The sequence below is a fragment of the Variovorax sp. TLI9-5A genome, from assembly GCF_056867935.1.
Genome location: NZ_CP200310.1, coordinates 5,494,428 through 5,519,145, shown reverse-complemented (window position 1 = coordinate 5,519,145; position 24,718 = coordinate 5,494,428). Strand labels below are relative to the sequence as shown.

Sequence of the window (24,718 nt, the reverse complement as noted above, 5' to 3'; positions counted from 1 at the left end):
GAAATGACCACCCAGGCCGGCGTCAGCCCGGCGCCCGACCTGGGCACCCTGCATGAATTCCACGGCGTGCAGCCCGTGCTGCCGGTGTCGGACGTCACGCGCGCCGCGCGCTGGTTCCGCGACGTGCTGGGCTTCGAGCTCGACTTCATCGCCGGCGAGCCGCCCAGCTACGCCCGGGTGAAAAAAGGCGACCGCAGCTACGGCGACCCGGTCTACCTGCGGTTGTGGCAGTGCAACGCGCGCGAGGCGAAACCCTGGCGCGGCGAGATCGTGATCCACGTCGGCAAGGACATCGACGGCCTGCATGCCGCCTACGTGAAGCGCGGCGTGACGGTCATCGAGCCACCCACCTCCCAGCCCTGGGGGCTGCGCGAATTCGCGATCCGGGAGCCGGATGGCCATGTGCTGCGCTTCTGCGGCTATCTGCCCTGAAACCTCAATTTCGGAAGCACAAAATTACAAATGGATCGATGTGTGCGTGTCGATCCGGCTTCCGCTCGTCCGACGTGTGAACAGGAGCAGGCAGATTCCCAGCCGCTTCACCACCATCAACCTTCAGGAGAAACGACATGCGATTCATGATTCTGGTCAAGGCCAACGCCGATTCCGAAGCCGGCGTGATGCCCAGCACCGAAATCCTCACCGCCATGGGCAAGTTCAACGAGGAGCTGGTCAAGGCCGGCGTATTGCTGGCGGGCGAGGGCCTGCACCCCAGCTCCAAGGGCGTGCGCGTGCGCTGCGAGGGTCCCACCAGGCGCACGGTCATCGACGGCCCCTTCGCCGAAACCAAGGAGCTGCTGGCCGGCTTCTGGCTGTTCCAGTGCAAGTCGAAGGAAGAGGCCATCGAGTGGATCAAGCGCAGCCCCTTCCAGGAGGGCGAGATCGAGATCCGCCAGGTGTTCGAGGCCACCGACTTCGGCGATGCCATGACGCCCGAACTGCTCGCCCAGGAAGACCGCCTGCGCGCCGAGACCGAGGCCCGCACCAAGGCGGGCGCCTGATCCGGCCGCCCGTGCAACGCAACCGAACCGAAGGAGACGCACCATGCGATTCATGCTGCTGATGATTCCCCACGGCTACGAGACCGCCGCGCCCGGCACCATTCCCGACGACGTCGAGGCGGTGTCGGCCATGATGGCCTACAACGAGTCGCTGCAGAAGGCCGGCGTGCTTGTCAGCTGCGACGGCCTGCACCCGCCCTCGATGGGCGCGCGCGTGAGCTTCAAGAACCGCAAGCCCAAGGTTGTCGACGGCCCCTTCGCCGAGGCGAAGGAAGTGCTGGGCGGCTTCTGGATCATCGACGTGCCCTCGCGCGCCGCCGCCATCGAATGGGCCAGCCGCTGCCCCGGCGGCGACAACGAGGTCATAGAGGTGCGCCAGATCCAGGAGATGGAAGACTTCCCGGCCGACGTGCAGGCAGTGGCCAGCGAATTCACGTCGATGCAGACGGTGAAGAAAAAGACCGGCGCATGAGCCAGGCCGGGGGGCGCGCGGGCCACGCGGACAGCGCCGCCATCCACCGCACCATCGAGGCGGTATGGCGCATCGAGTCCGCGAAGATCATCGCCACCGTCGCGCGCATGGTGCGCGACGTGGGCCTGGCCGAGGAACTGGCCCAGGACGCGCTGGTCTTGGCCTTGGAGCAGTGGAGCGAATCGGGCGTGCCAGACAATCCCGCCGCCTGGCTCACGGCCGTGGCCAAGCGCCGCGCCCTCGACCGCTTGCGCCACCTGCAGCTGGCCGAGCACAAGTCCGGCGAGATCGGCCGCGAGCTCGACGCGCAGCACGAGATGGCGCAGGACGACTTCGCCGAGGCGGTCGATGCCGCGCTGGACGACGACATCGGCGACGACCTGCTGCGGCTGGTGTTCACCGCCTGCCACCCGGTGCTGTCGACCGAGGCGCGGGTGGCGCTCACGCTGCGGGTGATGGGCGGCCTGACCACCGACGAGATCGCGCGCGCCTTCCTCGTGCCCGAAGCCACCGTGGCGCAGCGCATCGTGCGCGCCAAGCGCACCCTGGCCGAGGCGCGCGTGCCCTTCGAGGTGCCGCGCCGGCACGAGCTCGAGGCGCGGCTGGCCTCGGTGCTGGAGGTGATCTACCTGGTCTTCAACGAGGGCTACTCGGCCACCGCCGGCGACGACTGGATGCGCCCCACGCTGTGCGAAGAGGCGCTGCGACTGGGCCGCATCGTGGCCGAGCTGGTGCCGAAGGAGTCCGAAGTGCACGGGCTGGTGGCGCTGATGGAAATCCAGGCCTCGCGCACCGCTGCGCGCATGGGACCTTCGGGTGAGCCAGTGCTGCTGCTGGAGCAGAACCGAGCGCGCTGGGACCAGATGTTGATCCGTCGCGGCCTCGCGGCGCTGGCGCGTGCCGAGTCGCAGGGCGGCGCGCTCGGCCCCTATGCGCTGCAGGCCGCCATCGCCGCCTGCCACGGCCGCGCACGCACCGCCGGCGAAACCGACTGGGGCCGCATTGCCGCGCTCTACGACGCGCTGGCCGAACTCACGCCGTCGCCCATCGTCGAGCTCAACCGCGCGGTCGCGCTGTCGATGGCCTTCGGCCCGGCGGCCGGGCTGGAGGTGGCCGACGCGCTGCTGGACGAGCCCGCGCTCAAGGGCTACCACCTGCTGCCGACCGTGCGCGGCGACCTGCTCTTCAAGCTGGGCCGCCACGACGAGGCGCGCCGGGAGTTCGACCGCGCCGCGACACTCACGCGCAACACCCGCGAGCGTGCGCTGCTGCTGGCACGCGCCCGGGCTTGTACTTGACTCGCCCCCAGGCTTCGCGCACTTCGTGTCGCTGCGCCAACCCCCTTCCGGGGGCGATACCTGCGGCCCGGCGGAGCCGGTTCCGCGGTATCTCTGGAAGAAGACGGCGCGCCTGCGGCTTTCGGATGCCGGCACAGGTTGAACTGAACCACATCTGAATCTGCTGCGAGTCGCGCCGGAGGACAATGCGCGCCATGCTGCGCACCCCCTCCCTCCGCTTCCTGTGCGTTTCCGGCCTGGCCCTGCTGCCGACCGCCTCGGCCCTGGCCCAGTTCGATCCCGCCAAGGTGTGGACCGAGCCGCCGGCCATTGCCGCGCGCTTTCCCGATCCGCCGGTGAGCTACGCCACGCCCGGCTTTCGCCCGGGCCGCACCGACTTCCCCTCGCATGCCGAGATGCTGGCCTTCCTGGACGAGCTGGCGCGCCAGTCGCCCAACGTGCGCATCGAGCGCATCGGGGCGTCGCAGCAGGGCCGCGAGATGCCGCTGGTGGTGCTGGCCGAACAAGGCCGCGTCGATCCGGCCCGGCCCACGGTGATGGTGATCGGCCAGCAGCACGGCAACGAGCCGGCCGGCGGCGAGGCGGTGCTGGCGCTGGCGCAGCAGTTCGCCTCCGAGCCGGGCTCCGCGATGCTGAAGAAGGTCAACCTGGTTCTGGTTCCGCGCGGCAACCCCGATGGCGCCGAGCGCTTCACCCGCGTCACCGCCAACGGCATCGACGTGAATCGCGACCATTTGCTGCTGCGCACGCCCGAGGCCCGCGTGATCGCGGCGGCCACACTGCGCTACGCGCCGCAGGTGGTGCTAGACCTGCACGAGTTCACCGTCGGCGGCCGCTGGATCGACAAGTTCGGCGCCGTCATGAAGTACGACGGCCTGCTGCAGCCCGCCACCGTGGGCAACCTCGACGCCGCCATCGCCACCAGCGCGCAACGCGACTACGTCGACGCCATCCAGGCCGCCTTCGCGCGCGCCGGGCTGCAGGGCTTCAAGTACCACACCACTTCCGGCGGCAAGTCCGACGACCGCACCGTGTCGATGGGCGGCGTGCAGCCCGACACCGGCCGCAACGTGAGCGCGCTGCACCAGGCCGTGAGCCTGCTGCTCGAGGTGCGCGGCGTGGGACTCGGCCGCGCGCATTTCGCGCGCCGCGTGCACACGCAGGTGCTGGCGGCCACCACCGTCATCGAGACGGCGGCGCGGCAGGGGCCGGCGCTGATGCAGCTCACCGCCCAGGCCGGCCAGCGCGCGAAGGCCGAAGCCTGCCAGGGCGACGTGGTGGTCGAGGCCTGGCAGACGCCGACGCGTCAGCGCCTCGAATTCCTCGATGCCAGGACCGGCGAGGACAAGGCTGTCGACGTCGAATGGCGCGCCGCCGAGCCGCTGAAGATCGTCAATGCGCGCCCGCGCCCCTGCGGCTACCTGCTCGCTTCGAGCGAAACCGTGGCCGTGCAGCGCCTGCAGATGCTGGGCGTGCGCGTGGAGCGCATCGACAACGCCGCGCCGTGGTCGGTGGAGCGCTACGAAATCCTCTCGCAGACCGACGGCCAGCGGCAGGATGCGCGCGGCGCCATCGAGGACGGCGAGGCGATCCGCGCCTTCCGCGTGCGGCTGCGCCACGGCCGCGCGGTCGTGCAGCCGGGCAGCTTCTACGTGTCGCTGGCGCAGCCGCTGTCGCCGCTGGTCAGCGCGGCGCTGGAGCCCGATTCGCAGAACAGTTATGCGGCCAACCGGCTGCTGGAGATCGGCGACGACAGGCTGCTGCGCGTGCCGGGGCCGGCGCCCGCCGGCGTCTGGCACTGAGCGGCCAGCCGGCTCAGGCCCGAGAGGACGAGCCCGCTTCCGAAGGCGAACCGGGCAGCCCGAACTGGTGCCACGCGCGGCGCAACTGCGTGTCGGAGCCGAAGCCCGACTGCTCCGCCGCCCGCGTCACGCTCGCGCCCGAGGCCAGCGCCAGCTGCGCCGTCGCGAGCCGCAGCCGCCGCAGGTAGGCCAGCGGCGCAACGCCCGCGTGCTCGACGAAGAGCCGCGTGAGATGCCGCGCCGAGGTGTGCGCCACCTCGGCCATGCGCGGCACGTTCCAGTCGGCCTGCGGCTGCTCGCTGACGGCATCCTGCACGCGGTGCAGCGCGGCGTGCAGGTGGTTGCGGTAGGCGAGAAAGGGCGAGAGCTCCGGATCGTGCGGGCCCCGGCGCAGCGCCACCACCATCGACTGCGCGACCTGCGCCGCGAGCGCCTCGCCGCACAGCTCGCCGATGCGGTGCAGGATCAGGTCGATGCCGGTGGTCACGCCCGCGCTGCTGTAGAGCGGCGGGTCGATCACGAACACGCGGTTGCTCACCACCTCGCAGCGCGGCTCCACTTCGCGCAGCTCGCCCAGGTGATGGTGATGCGTGGTGGCGCGACGGCCGGCCAGGGCGCCTGCGTGCGCCGCCAGCACCGCACCGGCGCAGACGGTCACCAGTTCCAGCCGGCCGCGCTCGAAGCGCAGTCCGCGCAGCCAGTGCAGCAGATCCTGCGTCTCGGGGTTGTCGATGGCGATGCGCTCGCCGGGCAGGCCGACCAGCACGACCCAGCCGGGGCCGTCCCACGCCGCCGGCAGGGGCGATAGCCCGGCCAGCGCGACGCCGACCGAGCCCATGGCCGTCGGCCGGGGGCTGGCGAACTCGATGACGAAGCGCTCCGGCCGCCCCGCCGCGCGCAGCCGCTGGTTGGCGATGCGCAGCGCCTCGGCCGGCCCAGCCCAGTCGAGCACCAGGCTGCCGGGCAGGAGCACGAAGACTACGCGGATGGGCTGGACGCCGGGTTCCTGTTCCATGCGTAGTCCATCTGGCGCGCGGTGCGCTCGGCCAACTCGCGCCCGGCCAGCCGTTCGACGAGGTGCAGGCTCATGTCGATGCCGGCGCTGATGCCTGCCGAGCTGACGACGCGGCCGTTGTCAACCCAGCGCACGTCCTCGCGCACGTTGAGCGAGGGGAAGCGCTCGCGCAGTTCAGCGATGTCTTCCCAGTGGGTGGTGACGGCGTCGTTTGCGACCACGCCGCTCGCAGCGAGCAGGAAGGCGCCGGTGCAGACCGAGGCGACGATCTTCGCTTCGGCTGCGGTGCGGGCGATCCAGCGCAGCGTCTCGGGGCTGGCCATCGGCGCATCGACCACGCCGCCGGGGACGATCAGCACGTCGGCTGGCGGGCTGCCGGCCAGTGCGTGGTTCGCCAGCAACTGAAGGCCGGCGCGGGCCTGCACGGGCTGGCCGGCGGCGACATGTGCCACCGAGGCGACCTCGAATGGCGCTGCCGAGCCCGGCCGCATCCGCTGGCTGACCCGGCTCGCGGTGGTGAAAACCTCGAAGGGGCCGGCGAAGTCCAGGGCCTCCACGCCGTCGAAGGCGAGGATCAGCACGCGCAGGCTGGCGCTGTCGCTCATGCCACCGCCCGTTCCAGCGCCTGCGCCACGGTGCAGACGGTGGCGAAGCGGCCATGCAGCACTGCGGCCGTGCGGGCCTTGATGTCGGCGGCGGCGAGCGGGCTGCCGTCGGGGTGCTTCATGTCGAAGGTGAGGGTGGCGTCGGTCACATAGTCGACCTCCCAGCCCAGGTCGGAGGCGTGGCGGGTGGTGGTCTCGCAGCACTGCTCGGTACGGATGCCGCTCACGATCAGCCGGCCGATGCCGTTCTGCGTGAGCCACACATCCAGCCCGCTGTTGACCAGCGCGCTGTGGCGATGCTTGGTGAAGGTGGCGGCGGCATCGAAGGCGGCCAGCCCGCCGATGGGGCGCACATGGCCCGATTCGACCGCGAAGGGGTTGCTGACGTCGGAGGGCTCGTCGGTGTGGAAGACCCGCACGACAGGCAGGCCGGCGGCGGCGCAGCCTTCGATCAGCGCGTTCTGCGCGGCGAAGTAGGGGGCGGCCTGGCTTTCGTTCCAGTAGGCGCGCTGGCGGAACGACTCCTGGGCGTCGATCACTATCAGACAGGTTTTCATGGCGGGCGTCCGGGGCGGGAGCGGAGTGGATGATGCCGCCTATTCTTCCGGGGCGCCAGCCGCCGTTCCGCTCAGGCGCGGACCAGAATCGATCAGATCAGGACATCGAGAAGGGTGAAAGCCCCCTCAGACCAGCGCCGCTGCCTGCAGCTCTTTCTTCAGGTACGCGTAGTACAACGGCGCCGCCACCAGCCCGGCCGGCCCGAAGACCGCCTCGGCCACGAACATCACGGCCAGCAGCTCCCACACGCTCATCTGCGTGCGCGCGCCCACCACCTTGGCGTTGATGACGTACTCGGCCTTGTGGATCACGATCAGGAAGATCAGGCAGGCGGCAGCCGTGACCGGCGACACCGACAGCCCCACCAGCGTGATCACCGAGTTGCAGACCAGGTTGCCCACGATCGGCACCAGCCCGGCCAGGAAGGTGAGAGTGATGAGCGCCGGCGTGTACGGCAGGTGCGCGTCCCACAGCGGCATGACGAAGAGCAGGAAGATGGCCGTCAGCAGTGTGTTGAAGGCCGCGATCCAGAACTGGGCCGCCACGATCTGGGCGAAGGCTTCGCCGAAGGTCTGCACGCGCTGGTGCAGCTGTTCGGCCAGCGGCAGACGCCGCATCGGCGAGTGCGCCACGGCGGCCAGGCTGCCGATGATCAGGCCCACGTACGAGAAAAGAATGCCGTGCAGCCACGCGCGCCCGGCCACGGCCAGCGAGCCGGCCTGCGCGCGCAGGTAGTTGGCGATCACGCGCTGCACCTCGGCCGCGCCCTCGGGCAGGTAGACCGCGATCTCGACCGGCAGCTTGGAGCGCAGCTCCAGCACGGTGCGCGCCGTGTAGTCGAGCAGCTCCCGGTACTGGTCGGGCGCGTCGACGATGTATTCGCGGGCCTGCGACAGCGCCAGGGTGATCAGGGCGATGGGCGCCAGCAGCACCAGGGTGACGGCCAGCACGCCGGCCCAGCCTTCGGCGCTCCCGGGCCGCTTGGCCAGCGCCGGAATGCGCCGCAGCCCCGAGGCCAGCAGGCGCGAGAGCCAGCGCGTGACGAGGAAGCCGATGCACACGCACAGCAGCCCCGGCAGCAGGTGCTCCCACATCACCAGCAACAGGGCTCCCAGCATCAGCAGGTAGCTGGCGATGGTCACGCCGCGCGAGGCGGCGGGGAGGAAGGCGGGGGCCGTCTTTGCGGCGATGGGGGCGGGCTGCGGCTTGTTGGCCATCCGGGGCGGGTGCTTGCTCTGTGCTTCGGAAAAGTGGACGCAGCAGCCGGCGATCAGCCGACGACCACGGCCGCGCCTTCGCCGCGCTCGGCGATCGTGCCGATCTCGAACACCGTTTCACCGGCTGCGCGCAGCGTGGCGGCGCAGGCCGCGGCTTCGGCGGCATCGATCACCACCACCATGCCGATGCCGTTGTTGAAGGTGCGGTTCATCTCGATGTCGTCGATGCCGGCCACCTTCTGCAGCCAGGCGAACAGCTCGGTCTGAGGCCAGCTGCCCTTCTTGAGATGGGCGGCGGTGCCTTCGGGCAGCACGCGCGGGATGTTCTCGAGCAGGCCGCCGCCGGTGATGTGGGCCAGCGCCTTGATCGGGTGCTTGCCCAGCGCTTCGAGCACGGGCTTCACGTAGAGGTGGGTGGGTTCCATCACGGCTTCGCGGAAGGGCTTGCCGTCGAGGTTGGCGGGCAGGTCGGCTCCGGCGCGCTCGATCACCTTGCGCACCAGGCTGAAGCCGTTGGAATGCACGCCGGCCGAAGCCAGGCCCAGCACCACGTCGCCGGGCTTGACGTTCTGGCCCGTGAGGATCTTCGACTTCTCGACCGCGCCGACCGCGAAGCCCGCCAGGTCGTATTCGCCGGCCGGGTACATGCCGGGCATTTCGGCGGTTTCGCCGCCGATCAGCGCACAGCCCGAGAGCTCGCAGCCGCGGGCGATGCCGCCGACCACGGCAGCGGCCGTGTCCACGTCGAGCTTGCCGCAGGCGAAGTAGTCGAGGAAGAAGAGGGGCTCGGCGCCCTGCACCAGCACGTCGTTGACGCTCATTGCCACCAGGTCGATGCCGACGGTGTCGTGCATGTTCCATTCGAAGGCCAGCTTGAGCTTGGTGCCCACGCCGTCGGTGCCGCTCACGAGCACCGGCTCCTTGTAGCGCTTGGGCACCTCGAACAGGGCGCCGAAGCCGCCGATGCCGGCCAGCACGCCTTCGCGCAGGGTTTTCTTCGCCAGCGGCTTGATGCGGTCGACCAGGGCGTCGCCTGCATCGATGTCGACACCGGCGTCCTTGTAGCTGAGCGGGGTGGGCGTGGAGGAGGTCATGGGTGGTCGGGGTCGGAAAGGACGCGAAAAGACGCGAAAGGGCGTGAAGAGTGGAAGCGGAAGGCGGCTCCGGTAACCATGTTGGCCGGGCCGATAGAATTCCCGATGATTTTAAGGGCCCTCGCGGCCCCCTCCATGAACCTTCCCGGGATGAAACAGCTCGCGCTCGATATCGGCATTGCGACGGGCCCCAGCTTCGACGCCTTTTTTGCCGGCCCCAACGAGGCGGCGCTGCGCCACCTCCAAGTGTGGGTGGGCGGCGCCGGCAGCCCCGCGCTGCACTCGCCGGTGCCCACCTACCTTTGGGGCGACGGCGGCAGCGGCAAGACCCATCTGCTCGAATCGGTGCGTGTCGCACTGCGCGAGCAGGGCGCCAGCGTGGGCTGGCTGCACGCTGGCCTGCTGGAGCCGCCCGAGTTCGACGAGCGCTGGGGCGCCGTCCTGCTCGACGACGTGCACCTCTACACCGCCGTGCAGCAGCACGCGGCCTTCAACTGGTTCGTCAACGCCCAGACGCTGCAGCGCGGCGTGGTCGCCGCCGGCGCATTGCCGCCGGCCGACCTGCCGCTGCGCGAGGACCTGCGCACCCGTCTCGGCTGGGGCCATGTGTTCCACATGCAGGTGCTCAGCGAAAGCGAACGCCGCGCCGTGCTGCGCCAGGCCGCCGACGCGCGCGGCGTGATGCTGTCGGACGACGTGCTCGATTACATGCTGCACCGCTTCAGCCGCGACCTCGGCAGCCTGATGGAGTTGCTCACGCAGCTCGACGGCTACGCCCTGCAGACGCAACGCGCGATCACCATTCCGCTGATCCGCTCCATGCTCGAAAACGAATAGAAGAGCGAACAAGGCTTCCAACAAACAATGATCAAGAAATTCATCGACAAGCTGCTGGGCAAGGGTGCCGGCGGCACGCAGGGCAAGAGCCGCTTCGGCAAGCGCCAGGAGGTGCCGGCCGAAGTCCACGGAATCGATCCGGCCCTGGTCGACGAACGCGCGAAGAACGTGGTCACCACGCTGCAGCAGGCCGGCTATGAGGCCTATGTGGTCGGCGGCGCGGTGCGCGACCTGCTGCTGGGGCTGCGCCCCAAGGACTTCGACGTGGCCACCAACGCCACGCCCGAGCAGGTCAAGTCGCTCTTCAGGCGCGCCTTCATCATCGGGCGGCGCTTCCGCATCGTGCACGTGGTGTACGGCCGGGGGCGCGAGCACGAGGTGATCGAGGTCTCGACCTTCCGCGCCTACATGGACAACGCCGCGGCCGAGCAGGTGGCGGGCAACGAGCGCACCAGCAAGGGCGAGCTTGCCAGCATGAAGCACGCCGTGGACGCCAGTGGCCGGGTGCTGCGCGACAACGTCTGGGGCCCGCAGGAAGAAGACGCGGCGCGCCGCGACTTCACCGTGAACGCCATGTACTACGACCCGGCCAACCAGGTGGTGGTGGACTATCACAACGGCATCAAGGACGCCCAGAAGCTCACGCTGCGCATGATCGGCGACCCGGCCACGCGCTACCGCGAGGACCCGGTGCGCATTATCCGCGCCATCCGCTTCTCGGCCAAGCTCGCGGCCCTGGGCTTCAAGATGGAAGCCAAGACGGCCGCCCCGCTGGTCGAGTCGAGCAAGCTGCTGGCCGACGTGCCGCAGAGCCGCCTGTTCGACGAGATGCTCAAGCTGCTGCAGACCGGGCACGCCATCGCCACCGTCGAGCAACTCAACAAGCTCGGCTTGGCCCGCGGCATCTATCCGCTGCTCGACGTGGTGGTGGAGCGCGCCGACCAGCCCTTCGTGAAGGCCGCCCTGCAGGACACCGACCGCCGCGTGAGCGAGGGCAAGCCCGTGGCGCCAAGCTTCCTGCTGGCATGCGTGCTGTGGGCCGACGTGCGCGACGGCTGGGCCCAGCGTCAGGAAGGCCGCAACGGCCAGCGCGCGCAGGCGCCGTTCCCGGCGCTGCAGGACGCAATCGACGACGTGTTCAATGCCCGCATCGGCGACGTGTCGGGCCGCGGCAAGCTGGCCGCCGACATGCGCGAGATCTGGATGATGCAGCCGCGCTTCGACAAGCGCACCGGCTCCACCCCCTACAGCCTGGTCGAGCAGGCCCGCTTCCGCGCCGCTTTCGACTTCATGCGCCTGCGCGCCGACGTGGGCGAGGTGAGTGAAGCCATTGCCGAGTGGTGGCAGGAATTCAGCACCGCCGACGACATGCGCCGCCAGGACCTGCTGGACCAGGTGCGCGAGGAACAGAAGGTGCGCCAGCGCGTTCGCGTGCGCGAGACGCCCCAGCAGCCCCTGAAGCCGCGCGGCGAGCCGGCGGGGCGCCGCGCCGCCGATGCGGGCCGGAATGACGAAGGCGACGAGGTCGAGACCGTGGCCGTGCCACCCGATGGCGAAGCCCTGGCGCCGCGCAAGCGTCGTCGCCGGCGCAAGCCGCGCACCGGAGGTGGCGGTGGTGGCGAGGGCGGCGGGAGCGCCGCAGGCGAGTGATGAACAAACCTGATCGGCCCAAGGGCGACGGCAAGAGGGGCGCCGCGCCGCGTGCTCCCGCAGGCAAGCGCGCGGCACCGCCAGCGAGGCGTGCCCAGGCCAGGCCTTCCGGCGGCGGCCCCGCAGTGCGCCGCTCGAAGGAGGACTACCCGACCGTGCAGGCCTTCGTCGCCATCGGCGCCAACCTGGGCGACGCCCAGGCGTCGGTGAAGGCGGCCATGGATGCCATCGGCACCATCGAGCGCACCGTGGTCACGGCGCGTTCGTCGCTGTACCGCAGCGCGCCCATCGAATCCTCGGGGCCCGACTACATCAATGCCGTCGTGGCGGTGCGCACCGGGCTGACGGCCGAGGCATTTCTCTCCGAACTTCAGCTGCTCGAAGAGCAGGCCGGGCGCGAGCGGCCCTTTCCCAACGCGCCGCGCACGCTCGACCTCGACCTGCTGATGCACGGCAATTCGGTCAAGGACACGCCCAAGCTGAGCCTGCCGCATCCCCGCATGCGGGACCGCGCCTTCGTGCTCAAGCCGCTGGCCGAGATCGCACCCGACAAGGTGCCGCGCGCGGCGTTGGCGCGGGTTTCGGGCCAGGTCATCGAGCGCATTCGCGGCTGATCGGGCGCCGGGCGGTAACCCGCCCGGCCGGCCCGGTGCCGCCCTCCCGGTACACTTGCGCGGTTTTTCATCACACTGTCACGCGTTTGTGGCAGGCAAGTTCCGAGATCCCAGGAGAGCGCCACCCATGTTCGGCAAGCTGCTGCCCCGCGAGGGGAATTTTTTTGAGATGTTCAACCAGCACGCCGAGCGCATCGTCGAGGCGGCGCGGGCGTTCGAGCAACTGGTGACCAACTACAACGACGTGCACCTGCGCGAGCAGTACAACCGCGACGTCGACAACGCCGAGCGCGCCGCCGACCGCGTGACGCACGACGTCAACCGGCTGATCCACAAGACCTTCATCACGCCCATCGATCGCGAGCAGATCCACAAGCTCATCAACACGATGGACGACGTGGCCGACCTCATCCAGGACTCGGCCGAGACCATGGCGCTGTACGACGTGCGCCACATGACGGAAGAAATCGTGCGCCTCACCACGCTGAGCGTGAAGTGCTGCGACCGGCTGAAGGACGCCGTCAAGTTCCTCGGCCGCATCGCCGACCCGGCCGTGGCCGAGGCCACGCTGAAGACCTGCGAGGAAATCGACCGCCTCGAGTCGGACGCCGACCGCGTGATGCGCAGCGCCATGAGCAAGCTGTTCCGCGAGGAGCCCGACGTACGCGAAGTGATCAAGCTCAAGGCGATCTACGAGCTGCTGGAGACGATCACCGACAAGTGCGAGGACGTGGCCAACGTGATCGAGGGCATCGTCCTCGAGAATTCGTAAGCGGGCAGCGACCGATGGCAACGGTACAGGTCGCCCTCTGGGTGGTTGTGGTGCTGGTCGCGCTGGCGATCCTGTTCGACTTCATGAACGGATTCCACGACGCCGCCAATTCGATTGCGACGGTGGTTTCCACCGGGGTGCTCCGGCCGGGGCAGGCGGTGGTCTTCGCGGCCTTCTTCAACCTGATCGCGATCTTCATCTTTCATCTGAGCGTGGCCGCCACGGTGGGCAAGGGCATCGCCCAGCCCGGGGTGGTCGACGTGCACGTGGTGTTCGGCGCGCTCATCGGCGCCATCAGCTGGAACCTCGTGACCTGGTACTACGGCATTCCGAGCAGCTCGTCGCACGCGCTGATCGGCGGCATCGTGGGCGCCGTGATCGCCAAGACCGGCACCGGCGGCCTCGTTGCCTCGGGCATCTGGAAGACGGTGGCGTTCATTTTTGTCTCGCCGCTGCTGGGCTTCCTGCTGGGCTCGCTGATGATGGTCGTCGTGGCCTGGGGTTTCCGCCGCGCCACCCCGTCGCGCATCGACCGCTGGTTCCGACGGCTGCAGCTGGTCTCGGCCGGCGCCTACAGCCTGGGCCACGGCGGCAACGACGCGCAGAAGACCATCGGCATCATCTGGATGCTGCTGATCGCCACGGGCTACGCCTCCGCCGGCGAGTCGGCGCCCCCGAACTGGGTCATCGTGAGCTGCTACACCGCGATTGCGCTGGGCACCATGTTCGGCGGCTGGCGCATTGTGAAGACGATGGGTCAGAAGATCACCAAGCTCAAGCCCGTGGGCGGCTTCTGCGCCGAGACGGGCGGGGCGCTGACGCTGTTCCTGGCCACCGCGCTGGGCATTCCGGTGTCGACCACCCACACCATCACGGGCGCCATCGTCGGCGTGGGCTCGGCGCAGCGCGCAAGCGCGGTGCGCTGGGGCGTGGCGGGGAACATCGTGTGGGCGTGGATCTTCACGATCCCGGCTTCGGCGTTCGTGGCAGCTATTGCTTACTGGGTGAGCTGGCAGATCTTCTGACGGCTACTGCGAAATCTTCCGCCCCTCTTCGATCTGGTGCTCGAAGTAGCGCTGGAAGCTGAACACGATGCTGGCCATCAGGATCGTGCTGCCGAAGAAGAGGGCCAGCACGACGGCGCCGATGGTGAACCAGTTGGTGCGGCCGGGTTCGGCGTCGACCGGGGCGCTGGCGTTGAAGCGGGCGTTCCACTTCTCGGGCGTCATGAGGCCGTAGACGATGGCCATCAGCGCGCAGCCGGCGATGGTGAAGCCCAGGAGCGGGATCAGCGCCCAGCTCAGGCCGTCGTCCACGCCGTACATGCGCACGCGCTCGATGCCGTAGACGCCCAGGGCGGTGGGAACGGGCAGCAGCCAGCCGAGCCAGTCGCCCATGCCGCGCAGGTAGAAACGGTGCAGCCCCAGGGGGCCGCCGAGAAAGGAAAGCCAGGCGGCAACGGTCTTGTTTTTCATTCGGGTCTGGTGGTGCTGCCTTCGCCGAGCACCTTTTCCATCAATACGACGTCGCGCCATTCGCCGAACTTCCAGCCGCAGTCCTTCAGCACGCCGACGTGCGAGAAGCCCTGGCTGCGATGCACGCCGATGGAGCCCGCGTTGGCGGAGTCGCCGATGACCGCGATCAGCTTGCGCACGCCCGCTGATTCAGCCGCCTGCGACAGCGCCGCCAGCAGCTTGGCACCCAGACCCTTGCCGCGTGCTGACTCCGACACGTAGATCGAATCTTCGGCCGAAAACCGGTAGGCCGGGCGCGGCTTGAACCAGTTGCAGTAGGCAAAACCCAACACTTCGCCGTCTTCCTCGGCGACCAGGTAGGGCAGGTTCCTGGCGAGCACGTCGGCGCGGCGGGTGGCCATTTCGGCGGGGGAGGGAGGCTCGGTCTCGAAGGTGCCGGTGCCGTGCAGCACGTGGTGGGCGTAGATGGCCGTGATGGCTGCGACGTCTTCTTCGCGGCAGGGGCGGATGGCGAGGGGCATGCGGGTGAAACGGGTGGCGCGAGGCCGGAATTCGGACAAAAACGCGGGTCGGGCTATAATCGTGGGCTTTTCAGCGTGTCGCTGGCCGGGTGGCCAGTCGCGTGTCTCGACGCTGGAAGAACATTGTGAGCGGGCCTTTTTCAATCCACGAGGCCTGCTGACCACCCAAGGATAAATCATGGTCGTCATTCGACTCTCCCGCGGCGGCTCCAAAGGCCGTCCGTTCTTCAACATCGTCGTGTCGGACAAGCGCGTTCGCCGCGATGGCCGTTTCATCGAGCGTCTGGGCTTCTACAACCCGACCGCCAAGGAAAACGAAGAAAGCATCCGTATCGCCCAGGACCGTCTGGCGTACTGGAAGAGCGTCGGCGCACAAGCTTCGCCCACCGTTCTGCGCCTGATCAAGCAAGCTGCCGCGGCAGCTCCCAAGGCGGCGGCCTAAGCCGCCCGCACGGCGATGCTGCCCGCACTCGAAGCCGCCGAATTGCCGGCGGATGCGATCGAAGTAGGGCGCATCGCCGATGCCTGGGGCATCAAGGGCTGGTTCAAGGTCCTGCCCCACAGCGCCCAACCGGAGGCGCTCTTCTCATCGAAGCGCTGGTTCCTGCAGGCTCCCGGAGCCTCGGCGAGCACAGCCTTCCGGCTCGCGATCCGCGAAGCCAAGGAACATTCCGACTGCATCGTCGCCACGTCCGAAGACGTGCCTGACCGCAACGCCGCCGAGGCGCTGCGCGGCGCGCGCGTGTTCGTTCCGCGCTCGAGCTTTCCCACGGCCGGCGACGACGAGTACTACTGGGTCGACCTGATCGGCCTGTCGGTGGTCAACCGCGAAGGCGTCTCTCTTGGCGCCGTGCGCGAACTGCTCGCGACCGGCCCGCAGACCACGCTGGTGCTTGCCGCCGAAGAAGATGGCAAGGCCATCGAGCGCATGGTGCCCTTCGTCTCGGCCTTCGTCGACAAGGTCGACCTGCCCGGGCGGCTCATCACGGTCGACTGGCAGCCGGACTACTGACCGGCGCCCCGCGAGGCATGCGCTTCGACGTTCTCACGCTCTTTCCCGAACTGTTCGCGCCCTTCATGGCCAGCGGCGTGACGCGCCGCGCCTACGAGTCGAAACAGGTCGAAGTGGCGTTGTGGAATCCGCGCGACTTCGCGCAGGGCAACTACAAGCGCGTGGACGACCGGCCGTTCGGCGGCGGCCCCGGCATGGTCATGATGGCCGAGCCTCTGTCCGACTGTCTCGATGCAGCGCTTGCCGCGCGTGGAGCCGAAGCGCCCGTCATTCTTTTTTCCCCCATCGGCGAGGTGCTGCGGCACGAGGTGGTCGAGCGCTGGTCCGGGAGCGAAGGCGCGGTGCTGGTCTGCGGCCGCTACGAAGGCGTCGACCAGCGCTTCATCGACGCGCGCGTCACCCACCAGATCAGCCTCGGCGACTTCGTGCTTTCCGGCGGCGAGATCGCGGCCATGGCGCTGCTCGATGCCGTGGCACGGCTGCAGCCGGGTGTGCTTGGCGACGAGGCCAGCCATGTGCAGGACAGCTTCAATCCGGCGCTCGACGGCCTGCTCGACTGCCCGCACTACACGCGGCCCGAGCAGTGGAACGGGCAGGGCGTTCCGGCACCGCTGCTCTCGGGCCACCATGCACAGATCGAGCGCTGGCGGCGCGACCAGCGCCTTGCCGTCACGGCCGAACGGCGCCCCGAGCTGATCGATGCGGCCCGGGCGGCGGGGCGTCTTGGCAAGGCCGATGAGGCCGCGCTGAAAAAAAAGCTATAATCCCGGGTTCCCCGATCCTCTGTCCGGCCGCGCCCGGTCTTTTTGCGGTCTTCCCGTGAAAGCCAAAGGCGCCTTTTGTGCAGCCCGGCAAGATCGAATATCAGGAAATCATGAACCTCATCCAGACCCTCGAGCAGGAAGAAATCGCCCGTCTCGGCAAGACCATCCCCGAATTCATGCCCGGTGACACGGTCATCGTCAGCGTGAACGTCGTCGAAGGCACCCGCAAGCGCGTGCAGGCCTACGAAGGCGTCGTGATCGCCAAGCGCAACCGTGGCCTCAACAGCGGCTTCACCGTGCGCAAGATCTCCAGCGGCGAAGGCGTGGAACGTACCTTCCAGACCTACAGCCCGCTGATCGCCGGCATCGAAGTCAAGCGCCGTGGCGATGTGCGCCGCGCCAAGCTGTACTACCTGCGCGACCGCAGCGGCCGTTCGGCACGTATCAAGGAAAAGCTGCCGAGCAAGTCGACGGCTGCGACGGCCGCGTAATAGCAGCCTCCCTGTCGTGCAAGAAAAGCCGCCGCTCTGGCGGCTTTTTGCTTTGTTGCCCCCGCTCAGCGACAACTTTCCGTTTTTCCGCTCTACTTCCGATTTGTTGCCGCTCTGTTTCACCCACCCGACTCCGGCGCCTTTCATCTCTTGACCAACTCCTCCACATCCCCGCAGGCCGCCTCCGCCGAAATCGTCAATGCCGTGGCGCCGCCCACGCTGCTGCAGTTCGACCCGCGCGAGGTGCCTTTCGTGGCCGGAGGAGTCGAGGGATTGCCGCCGGTGCCGGCCGCGCAGCTGACGGCGCAGGCACTGCGGGCGCGCTTCGCGACGCCGCCTGTCTGGACGCCCGAGCTGCGCCGGGAGCCGCGGATGAGCGACCGTATTCCCGCTCAGGCCGCGGTGCTGGTGCCTATCGTGCAGCGCCCCCAGGGTGCGACCGTGCTGTTGACCGAGCGCACATCGAACCTGTCGACCCATTCGGGACAGGTGGCCTTTCCCGGTGGCCGTGTCGACCCGGAAGACGCCAACATCGCCGCCGCCGCCTTGCGCGAGGCCTGGGAAGAAGTCGGCCTTTCGGCCCGATACATCGAGGTGCTCGGCAGCCTGCCGACCTACACGACGATCACTTCGTTCATCGTGACGCCGGTGGTCGCGCTGGTGCAGCCCGACTTCGAGCTCACCATCAATCCCTACGAGGTCGCTGACGCCTTCGAGGTGCCGCTCGCCTGGCTGATGGACCCGGCCAACCATCGCCACCACACCGTGCCCGCACCCGACGGCACCCGGCGCCAGTGGTACTCGATGCCTTACCAGGACGGCGCGGACGAGCGCTTCGTGTGGGGCGCGACCGCGGGCATGCTGCGCAATCTCTACCGCTTCCTGGCGGCCTGAGGCGAGCCTGAATACGGCCTGAACCTTCAGGCGCTCTCGCTATCATCGAAGGATGAGCTTTTTTGCCATCCTGTGCGCGCTGCTGATCGAGCAGGTGCGGCCGCTGGGCCCGCACAACCCCGTGTACGGCGCGGTGCTTGCGTGGACACGCTGGACCAGCCGCAATTTCGACGCGGGCAAGCCGCATCACGGATGGATTGCCTGGGGGCTCGCGGTGTTCGTTCCCACGCTCGGCGCACTGGGCGTTCACTGGCTTCTGGTGCTCACGCTCGGCCTGCCTTTCGCGGTGCTCTGGAGCATTGCCGTGCTTTACGTCACGCTGGGCTTCAGGCAGTTCAGCCACCACTTCACTGACATCCGCGACGCGCTCGACGAAGGCGACGAACCTCTGGCGCGCTCGCTGCTCGCGCACTGGCAGGGCGTCGACGCGGCCGACCTGCCGCGCAGCGAGATCGTGCGCCACGTCATCGAGCATTCGGTGATTGCAGCGCACCGCCATGTGTTCGGCGTGCTCGCGTGGTTCTCGATCATCGCGGCCATCGGCCTCGGTCCGGCTGGCGCGGTGTTCTATCGCATGAGCGAGTTCGTCTCGCGCTACTGGGCGCACAAGAACGGCGCCGCGGTTCAGCCTTCCAGTGTTTCGGTACAAGAGGCTGCGGACCGCGCCTGGCACGCCATCGACTGGCTGCCCGCGCGCATCACCGCGCTGGGCTTTGCGGTGGTCGGCAGCTTCGAGGAGGCGATCGACTGCTGGCGCAATGACGCGCAGCGCTTTCCCAACGAGAACGACGGCGTGATCCTCGCGGCCACCTCGGGCGCGGTCAATGTGCGTTTGGGCGGCGGTTCGCTGCGCCCGATCCCGGTCGCCGACCCGCTGCCGCGTGCCCAGGCCGGTGAATCACTGGCCGACGGCCGCCGCACCGACAGCGGCAGCACTCCCGGCCGCGAGCCCGAGCCGGGCCATCTGCGCAGCGTCGTCGGCTTGGTCTGGCGCTCGGTCGTGATGTGGATGGTGCTGCTGGCCTTGCTGACCTTGGCTCGCCTGCTCGGCTGAGCGGGATGCTGAAGCCATGACCCAGCAACAGCAGCCGGTGCCGGCCTTCTGGAGCCCGCGGATCGCCGCTCTCGAGCCCTATGTGCCAGGCGAGCAGCCGCGCATCGCGAACCTCGTCAAGCTCAACACCAACGAGAATCCGTATCCGCCGTCGCCGATTGCGGTGGAGGCCATCCGCCGCGCTGCCGAAGAAGGCCTGGAGCGCTATCCCGACCCCACCTCGCTCGCGTTGCGCGAGGCAGTGGCCCGCCGGCACGGCCTGCAGCCCGGCGAGGTATTCGCCGGCAATGGCTCCGACGAGGTGCTCGCGCACGCCTTCTTCGCGTTCTTCCAGCAGGCCGAGCCGCTGCTGATGCCGGACGTGAGCTACAGCTTCTACAAGGTCTACGCGCAGCTCTACGGCATCGCCTGCGAGCAGCAGCCCGTGGACGAGAGCCTGCGCATCGACGTCGATGCCTTCGCTGCCCGTGCGCGCCAAGGTTGCGCCGGCATCGTCATCGCGAATCCGAACGCGCCGACCGGTATCGGCCTGCCGCTGTCGCGCATCGAGCAGCTGCTCGACGCCTGCCCCGATCGCGTGGTGCTGGTCGACGAGGCCTACATCGATTTCGGCGGCGAAAGCGCGCTGCCCTTGATCCGCAAGTATCCGAACCTGCTCGTGGTGCAGACCCTGTCCAAGTCGCGCGCGCTGGCCGGCCTGCGCGTGGGCTTTGCCTGCGGCCAGGCGCACCTGATCGACGCGCTGGTTCGCGTCAAGGACAGCTTCAATTCATACCCGCTCGACCGGCTGGCCTCGGCCGGTGCTGTCGCTGCGCTCGAGGACGAAGACTGGTTCCGCGACGCCTGCGGCAAGATCGTCGACACCCGCGAGGGCCTGACCCTCCAGCTCGAGGACCTGGGCTTCGAGGTGCTGCCGTCGCAGACCAATTTCGTCTTCGCGCGTCACCCGCAGCGCGACGCGGCCGAGCTGGCCGCCTTGCTGCGCGAGCGCGCGGTGCTGGTACGGCACTTCAGGCAACCGCGCATCGCGCAGTACCTGCGCATCAGCATCGGCACGCGGGAGCAATGCAGCATGCTCGTGCAGCGTCTGCAGGAAATTCTCGACTCATCTTCATGAAAGACTCCCAGGCAATGCCGATTCAAGACTCCGATCCGCGCGCCGAGGCTTGCGCAGGCTTCTGGGAGGCCGTGAGCACCCGGCTCGAGAGCCTTCGCGCCTTGCCAGCCCGCGAGCTGATGGAAGGGCTGAACGAACTGCTGGAGCCTCACTTTCCGAGGCTGGCGGCCGAGGTGGCCGGCGATCCGCCCGTCTTCAAGCTCGTGCTGACCGCGCATGGATCGGTGGATGACTTCGAGGACCTGATGATGCTGGTGCAAGCGAGCCCCAGGCTGCCGCGGGTCGAGGTGGAAGCCTTTCGCCAGCGGGCGAGCGATGGCTTCGGCATGCGCATGAACAACTTCGAGCTGGCGAGCTCCGAGGTGCTGGTGAAGCACGAGCCTTACCGCGGGCGGGTGGCGCTGGAGATAGGCTTCGCCAAGCCGATCCCGATGGACATGCAGGACCACGCGCGCCACATGAGCCTCATCATGCTCGACCACATCCTGGGCGAGTACGACTTCGCGGTGAAGGTCGGCGCGGTCGACTACGTGGAGGCCGACGCGCAGGCGGATTTCAAGGGCGTGTCGCTCGACGACTTCGTGCCCCTGTTCGACGCCTGCTGGCGGGACGGGCTCGGCCATACCGGGGTGTTTCCCCGGGCGAGCATGCCTGGTCGGGTGTGAGCGCGACGCGCACGACCGAGGACGGCCGCGAGATCGAGATGATCGTGATGCGCAACGACTCGGCCACTGCGCTGGTGGGGCGCGCCGACCTGTGCCATCGCCTGTCCGTGGCCATTTCGGTCGAATCGGGCGAGGAGCTGGAAGAGGCTCGCGGCTATGAAGACCGTCTGACGGCGCGGCTGCAGGTGCATGAAGCCGGCTGCTGCACGCACGTGGTACTGGAGGAGGGCGTGCGCACCATCCACTTCCAGGTGGCCGATCCGGATTCCGCGATCTCGCACGCGCAATCGCTGCAAGACGACATGGATCTGGCGGCGACGATGGAGCTGGTCTTCGACCCGACCTGGCAGTCCTACCGGGTCTGGCTCGGCTGAGGCCGTTGCCGGCCCTGTTCAGTACCGTTTCTGGCTCAATTCGGCGAACAGCTCGCCGTAGATTCTGTAGCGGCTCGCGCTGATGGCACCTGGCGCATCGGCGGTTTCCACGTTTGCGATCACGCCGCAGCCCGGCTCGTGCAGGTGCGTGCAGTTGTAGAACTTGCAGTCGCCGGCATGTTCGGCGATGTCGGGCATGAGGCTGGCGAGCTGCATCGGCGCGATGTGGTTCAGGCCGAATTCCTGGAAGCCCGGTGAGTCGATCAGGCCGGTGGTGCGGGCCTCGTCGATCCAGTACCAGGTGGTGCTCGTGGTCGTGTGCTTGCCCGAGTTGAGCGCCTGTGAAATTTCCTGCGTCAGCACGGCCGCGCCGGGCACAAGCAGGTTGGTCAGAGTGCTCTTGCCCGATCCGGAGGGGCCCAGCACCAGGGTGGACTTGCCGGCGAGCAGCTTCATCAGCGAGGCGTAGTCAGCTTCCGCGGAGGCCTTCAGCGAAAGGGGCAGCACGCCGTGGTGCATGCGGCGATAGGGCGCGAGCCTGGCCCATGCGCGCTCGAAGGGTTCGACCAGGTCGCTCTTGTTGAGCGCGATGATCGGTGCAATGCGCTCGGCTTCGGCGGCAATCAATGCGCGGGCCAGCTGGTGTTCGGAAAACTCCGGCTCGGCTGCGATCAGGATCAGCACATGGTCGAGATTGGCTGCAAATGACTTGGTGCGGATCTCGTCCTGGCGGTAGAAGAGATTGCGCCGCGGCAGCACCTGCTCGATGGTGCCTTCGTCCTCGCTGGCCTGCCAGTGCACGCGGTCGCCGACCACGGCCTGGCTCTTCTTGCCGCGCGGATGGCAGATCAGCCGTTCGCCTGTGGACGTTTCGACGAGGCAGTGGCGCCCATGGCTGGCGACGACGAGTCCTTCGTGGAGTGCCTTCGCAGCGGCTGCTGCTGCGGGCGCGGCGCGGCCGGGCTTAGCCAAGGGCGCATTCCATCAGGCGGCGGGAGTGGCACCGACCAGCGTGTCGGCCTGGCGGGCGCAGTCGAAATCGGTGACCGACAGGCCGTTGACGTCGTGCGTGTTGAAGCGCACCACGCAGCGGTTGTAGTGCACCGACAGGTCGGGGTGGTGGTCCTGCGTGTGCGCCACGAAGGCGAGGGCGTTCACGAAGGCGATGGTCTCGAAGTAGTTGGCGAAGCTGAAGGTCTTCTCGATGGCGACATTGGCGCCGTCGCCCGTGAGCTTCCAGCCGTCGAGGCGCGCCAGGCCGGACACGATCTCGGTGGCGCTCAGCGCCTTGCGGGGAGGGAGGTTCTTCCAGTCCTTGGGCTTGAACATGCTGCTCATGATGGGCTTCTTCGGGGTGAGGGGAGTCAGTCGGATCAGGCCGCCGCCGCCATGCGCGCAAGGCGCTCGGAAGCCGGGGGATGCGAGTAATAAAACTTGACGAACACCGGGTCGGGCGTGAGCGTCGACGCGTTGTCCTGGTAGAGCTTGAGCAGAGCGGCCGACAGGTCGGCACCGCTGGTCTGGGCCACCGCGTAGGCGTCGGCCTCGAACTCGTGCTTGCGCGAGAGCCGGGCGGACAGCGGTGCGACGAAGAAGCCGAACACCGGCACGGCGAGCATGAACAGCAGCAGCGCCAGCGCGCTGTTGGGCGCCGTCATGTTGGGCTGCACGCCCAGGCCGGCGTAGAACCAGACTTGCGTCGACACCCAGCCCAGCAGGGCAAAGCCGGCCAGGCTCAGCGCGAACATCGCGATCAGCCGCTTCACGATGTGGCGGTGCTTGAAGTGGCCCAGCTCGTGCGCGAGTACGGCTTCGACCTCGCCCGCATTGAGCTGGCGCAGCAGCGTGTCGTAGAACACCACGCGCTTGCTGGCGCCGAAGCCAGTGAAGTAGGCGTTCGCATGGGCGCTGCGAGTGCTGCCGTCCATCACGAACAGACCCTTGGCCGCGAAGCCGCAGCGCTTCATGAGGGCCGTGACGCGCTCCTTGAGCGTGGGGTCGTCGAGCGGCTGGAACTTGTTGAACAGCGGGGCGATGAAGGTCGGGAAGATCAGCATCAACAGCAGGTTGAAGCCCATCCATGCGCCCCAGGCCCACAGCCACCACAGCTGGCCGGCCGCGCCCATGAGCCAGAGGATCAGCGCGGCAATCGGCAGCCCGATCACGGCGCCCAGAAGCGTGGACTTGAGCGTGTCGGCCAGCCAGAGCTTCCAGGTCATCTTGTTGAAGCCGAAGCGCTCCTCTAGCCTGAAGGTCTGCCAGAGCGTGAAGGGCAGTTCGAGCAGGCCGCCGATGGTGGCGAAGGCTGCCAGCAGCACCAGTTGCTGCACCATGCCGCCGCCGATCCAACCCAGCAGGAGCTTATTGAGAAGGTCGAGGCCGCCGAGCAGGGTCCAGCCGAGCAGCAGGGCCGCGCTCCATGCCATCTCGACCAGGCCGAATCGCGCCTTGGCGATGGTGTAGTCGGCGGCCTTCTGGTGCGCGGCGAGGGTGATGGTCTGCGCGAAAGCGGCCGGTACGGTGCCGCGGTGCTGCGCCACATGACGGACCTGCCGCGTGGCCAGCCAGAACTTCACGAGCAGGCCCGCGACGATCGCAGCCGCGAAGGCGATGGTGAAGATGAGCGAATGGGACATGGACCGGCGAGTTTAGCCCTCGCTATCCGGGGCCGCAGCCCTTCGACGACAATCCTGCGATGCCCGAATCCCTCGACCCGACGCCCCCCGCAGCCACGCCAACCCTGAAGAAAAGCGACCAGAACCTGGTCTGGCTGGACTGCGAAATGAGCGGTCTCGACCCCGAGAAAGAGCGCCTGCTCGAAATCGCCGTGGTCGTGACCGGCCCCGACCTCACGCCCCGCATCGACGGCCCCGTGCTCGTCATCCACCAGAGCGACGCCGTGCTCGACGGCATGGACGCCTGGAACAAGGGCACCCATGGCCGCAGCGGGCTGATCGACAAGGTCAAGGCATCCACGCTCGACGAAGCCGCGGCCGAGCAGCAGCTGCTGGAATTCATCGCCAAGTACATTCCGCGCAGCGGTTCGCCCATGTGCGGCAACACGATCGGGCAGGACCGGCGCTTTCTCGTCAAGTTCATGCCCAAGCTGGAGGCGTACTTCCACTACCGCAATCTGGATGTGAGCACGCTGAAGGAACTGGCCAAGCGCTGGAAGCCGGCGGCCTACAACAGTTTCAAGAAGCAGCAGGCGCATACGGCGCTGGCGGACGTGCACGAGTCCATCGAGGAGCTGGCGCACTATCGAGAGACTTTCCTGCGTCTGGTAGATTGAACAAGGCCAAGGATTAGGTAAAAACCCGAATCCGTGCCATAATCGCAGGCTTCGCTGGCCGGGCAGGCATTTTTAGCCCGGTGAGCGTTTCTCGCATCTCCCTATCTTGCACACCGCGCCCGAT

General features: G+C 68.2%; 30 protein-coding genes. 20 read left to right on the top strand and 10 right to left on the bottom strand.

Annotated elements, in window-relative coordinates; all coding sequences use genetic code 11:
* Positions 1-3: 3 nt before the first annotated feature.
* The 5 genes from AC1VNX_RS26315 (at position 4) to AC1VNX_RS26295 (ending at position 4,573) form a co-directional block, all read left to right on the top strand.
* Positions 4-432, top strand: coding sequence for a bleomycin resistance protein (locus AC1VNX_RS26315; RefSeq protein WP_418125034.1), 429 nt, complete (start codon positions 4-6; stop codon positions 430-432).
* A gap of 137 nt (positions 433-569) precedes the next feature.
* A complete protein-coding gene (locus AC1VNX_RS26310) occupies positions 570-1,001 on the top strand; it encodes a YciI family protein (protein ID WP_483160547.1) in 432 nt (143 codons plus the stop codon).
* A gap of 43 nt (positions 1,002-1,044) precedes the next feature.
* Entirely contained in the window at positions 1,045-1,473 is a 429-nt protein-coding gene (locus tag AC1VNX_RS26305) for a YciI family protein (RefSeq protein WP_483160546.1), read from the top strand.
* Positions 1,470-2,771 (top strand): RNA polymerase sigma factor, encoded by a 1,302-nt coding sequence (locus AC1VNX_RS26300; RefSeq protein ID WP_483160545.1) that lies wholly within the window; start codon positions 1,470-1,472, stop codon positions 2,769-2,771. The genes AC1VNX_RS26305 and AC1VNX_RS26300 overlap by 4 nt, the downstream gene beginning before the upstream one ends.
* 194 nt (positions 2,772-2,965) lie before the next feature.
* Positions 2,966-4,573 carry a M14 family zinc carboxypeptidase gene (locus tag AC1VNX_RS26295; RefSeq protein ID WP_483160544.1) on the top strand — a complete coding sequence of 536 codons (1,608 nt, stop codon included), beginning with the start codon at positions 2,966-2,968 and terminating at the stop codon, positions 4,571-4,573.
* Between the two features lie 13 nt (positions 4,574-4,586).
* Here AC1VNX_RS26295 and AC1VNX_RS26290 read toward each other — a convergent pair whose 3' ends face one another.
* The 5 genes from AC1VNX_RS26290 to purM all read right to left on the bottom strand — a co-directional run bounded on the left by AC1VNX_RS26290 (position 4,587) and on the right by purM (position 9,062).
* Positions 4,587-5,588 (bottom strand): GlxA family transcriptional regulator, encoded by a 1,002-nt coding sequence (locus AC1VNX_RS26290; protein ID WP_483160543.1) that lies wholly within the window; start codon positions 5,586-5,588, stop codon positions 4,587-4,589.
* The gene (locus tag AC1VNX_RS26285; protein WP_483160542.1) at positions 5,552-6,193 is read right to left on the bottom strand and encodes a DJ-1/PfpI family protein; all 642 of its coding nucleotides are present in this window, start codon (positions 6,191-6,193) and stop codon (positions 5,552-5,554) included. The genes AC1VNX_RS26290 and AC1VNX_RS26285 overlap by 37 nt, the downstream gene beginning before the upstream one ends.
* A complete protein-coding gene (locus tag AC1VNX_RS26280) occupies positions 6,190-6,750 on the bottom strand; it encodes a cysteine hydrolase family protein (RefSeq protein WP_483160541.1) in 561 nt (186 codons plus the stop codon). The genes AC1VNX_RS26285 and AC1VNX_RS26280 overlap by 4 nt, the downstream gene beginning before the upstream one ends.
* A 126-nt stretch (positions 6,751-6,876) precedes the next feature.
* Complete coding sequence (locus AC1VNX_RS26275) at positions 6,877-7,968, bottom strand: AI-2E family transporter (protein ID WP_483160540.1); 1,092 nt, start codon at positions 7,966-7,968, stop codon at positions 6,877-6,879.
* A gap of 53 nt (positions 7,969-8,021) precedes the next feature.
* The gene (gene purM, locus AC1VNX_RS26270; RefSeq protein WP_483160539.1) at positions 8,022-9,062 is read right to left on the bottom strand and encodes a phosphoribosylformylglycinamidine cyclo-ligase; all 1,041 of its coding nucleotides are present in this window, start codon (positions 9,060-9,062) and stop codon (positions 8,022-8,024) included.
* Between the two features lie 150 nt (positions 9,063-9,212).
* Here purM and hda point away from each other — a divergent pair, with 150 nt between their 5' ends.
* From hda to AC1VNX_RS26245, 5 genes are all read left to right on the top strand, one after another.
* A complete protein-coding gene (gene hda, locus AC1VNX_RS26265; protein ID WP_301506698.1) occupies positions 9,213-9,899 on the top strand; it encodes a DnaA regulatory inactivator Hda in 687 nt (228 codons plus the stop codon).
* A 27-nt stretch (positions 9,900-9,926) separates the two neighbouring features.
* On the top strand, positions 9,927-11,549 hold the full coding sequence (gene pcnB / locus AC1VNX_RS26260; protein WP_483160538.1) for a polynucleotide adenylyltransferase PcnB: 1,623 nt from the start codon (positions 9,927-9,929) through the stop codon (positions 11,547-11,549).
* The gene (folK, locus tag AC1VNX_RS26255) at positions 11,549-12,163 is read left to right on the top strand and encodes a 2-amino-4-hydroxy-6-hydroxymethyldihydropteridine diphosphokinase (RefSeq protein ID WP_483160537.1); all 615 of its coding nucleotides are present in this window, start codon (positions 11,549-11,551) and stop codon (positions 12,161-12,163) included. The genes pcnB and folK overlap by 1 nt, the downstream gene beginning before the upstream one ends.
* A 127-nt stretch (positions 12,164-12,290) precedes the next feature.
* Entirely contained in the window at positions 12,291-12,935 is a 645-nt protein-coding gene (locus tag AC1VNX_RS26250) for a DUF47 domain-containing protein (protein ID WP_483160536.1), read from the top strand.
* 14 nt (positions 12,936-12,949) lie between these two features.
* On the top strand, positions 12,950-13,960 hold the full coding sequence (locus AC1VNX_RS26245; protein ID WP_483160535.1) for an inorganic phosphate transporter: 1,011 nt from the start codon (positions 12,950-12,952) through the stop codon (positions 13,958-13,960).
* A 3-nt stretch (positions 13,961-13,963) separates the two neighbouring features.
* On the opposite strand, the gene AC1VNX_RS26240 is transcribed toward AC1VNX_RS26245, so the two are convergent.
* Both AC1VNX_RS26240 and AC1VNX_RS26235 read right to left on the bottom strand, forming a co-directional pair.
* Positions 13,964-14,410: a TM2 domain-containing protein gene (locus AC1VNX_RS26240; RefSeq protein ID WP_483160534.1), complete on the bottom strand. Its 447-nt coding sequence runs from the start codon at positions 14,408-14,410 to the stop codon at positions 13,964-13,966.
* Positions 14,407-14,931: a GNAT family N-acetyltransferase gene (locus AC1VNX_RS26235; RefSeq protein WP_483160533.1), complete on the bottom strand. Its 525-nt coding sequence runs from the start codon at positions 14,929-14,931 to the stop codon at positions 14,407-14,409. Before AC1VNX_RS26235 ends, AC1VNX_RS26240 begins: the two co-directional genes overlap by 4 nt.
* A gap of 178 nt (positions 14,932-15,109) precedes the next feature.
* Between AC1VNX_RS26235 and rpsP the strand changes: the two genes are divergently transcribed.
* The 9 genes from rpsP to AC1VNX_RS26190 all read left to right on the top strand — a co-directional run bounded on the left by rpsP (position 15,110) and on the right by AC1VNX_RS26190 (position 21,302).
* Positions 15,110-15,373 (top strand): 30S ribosomal protein S16, encoded by a 264-nt coding sequence (gene rpsP, locus AC1VNX_RS26230; RefSeq protein WP_007831311.1) that lies wholly within the window; start codon positions 15,110-15,112, stop codon positions 15,371-15,373.
* 15 nt (positions 15,374-15,388) lie between these two features.
* Positions 15,389-15,943, top strand: coding sequence for a ribosome maturation factor RimM (gene rimM / locus AC1VNX_RS26225; RefSeq protein WP_301506671.1), 555 nt, complete (start codon positions 15,389-15,391; stop codon positions 15,941-15,943).
* 17 nt (positions 15,944-15,960) lie between these two features.
* Positions 15,961-16,707, top strand: coding sequence for a tRNA (guanosine(37)-N1)-methyltransferase TrmD (gene trmD, locus AC1VNX_RS26220; RefSeq protein WP_483160532.1), 747 nt, complete (start codon positions 15,961-15,963; stop codon positions 16,705-16,707).
* A 110-nt stretch (positions 16,708-16,817) separates the two neighbouring features.
* Entirely contained in the window at positions 16,818-17,198 is a 381-nt protein-coding gene (rplS, locus tag AC1VNX_RS26215; RefSeq protein WP_026346370.1) for a 50S ribosomal protein L19, read from the top strand.
* 150 nt (positions 17,199-17,348) lie between these two features.
* Entirely contained in the window at positions 17,349-18,092 is a 744-nt protein-coding gene (locus AC1VNX_RS26210) for a CoA pyrophosphatase (RefSeq protein WP_483160531.1), read from the top strand.
* 52 nt (positions 18,093-18,144) lie between these two features.
* Positions 18,145-19,146, top strand: a complete 1,002-nt coding sequence (locus tag AC1VNX_RS26205) for a CobD/CbiB family protein (protein WP_483160530.1) — start codon at positions 18,145-18,147, stop codon at positions 19,144-19,146.
* 16 nt (positions 19,147-19,162) lie between these two features.
* Positions 19,163-20,263, top strand: coding sequence for a histidinol-phosphate transaminase (hisC, locus tag AC1VNX_RS26200; RefSeq protein ID WP_483160529.1), 1,101 nt, complete (start codon positions 19,163-19,165; stop codon positions 20,261-20,263).
* Positions 20,264-20,277: 14 nt separating this feature from the next.
* Positions 20,278-20,928, top strand: a complete 651-nt coding sequence (locus AC1VNX_RS26195) for a hypothetical protein (protein ID WP_483160528.1) — start codon at positions 20,278-20,280, stop codon at positions 20,926-20,928.
* Complete coding sequence (locus AC1VNX_RS26190) at positions 20,925-21,302, top strand: hypothetical protein (RefSeq protein ID WP_483160527.1); 378 nt, start codon at positions 20,925-20,927, stop codon at positions 21,300-21,302. Before AC1VNX_RS26195 ends, AC1VNX_RS26190 begins: the two co-directional genes overlap by 4 nt.
* A gap of 18 nt (positions 21,303-21,320) precedes the next feature.
* Here the strand turns inward: AC1VNX_RS26190 and rsgA are convergent, their stop codons facing one another.
* Genes rsgA through AC1VNX_RS26175 form a run of 3 tightly spaced genes read right to left on the bottom strand, consistent with a single transcriptional unit; the run spans position 21,321 to position 23,938 of the window.
* A complete protein-coding gene (rsgA, locus tag AC1VNX_RS26185) occupies positions 21,321-22,274 on the bottom strand; it encodes a ribosome small subunit-dependent GTPase A (protein WP_483160526.1) in 954 nt (317 codons plus the stop codon).
* 12 nt (positions 22,275-22,286) lie between these two features.
* Positions 22,287-22,640 carry a 4a-hydroxytetrahydrobiopterin dehydratase gene (locus AC1VNX_RS26180; protein ID WP_483160525.1) on the bottom strand — a complete coding sequence of 118 codons (354 nt, stop codon included), beginning with the start codon at positions 22,638-22,640 and terminating at the stop codon, positions 22,287-22,289.
* Positions 22,641-22,675: 35 nt separating this feature from the next.
* Entirely contained in the window at positions 22,676-23,938 is a 1,263-nt protein-coding gene (locus tag AC1VNX_RS26175) for a M48 family metallopeptidase (RefSeq protein ID WP_483160524.1), read from the bottom strand.
* Positions 23,939-23,997: 59 nt separating this feature from the next.
* Here AC1VNX_RS26175 and orn point away from each other — a divergent pair, with 59 nt between their 5' ends.
* Positions 23,998-24,594 carry an oligoribonuclease gene (gene orn, locus AC1VNX_RS26170; RefSeq protein WP_483160523.1) on the top strand — a complete coding sequence of 199 codons (597 nt, stop codon included), beginning with the start codon at positions 23,998-24,000 and terminating at the stop codon, positions 24,592-24,594.
* Positions 24,595-24,718: the final 124 nt, after the last annotated feature.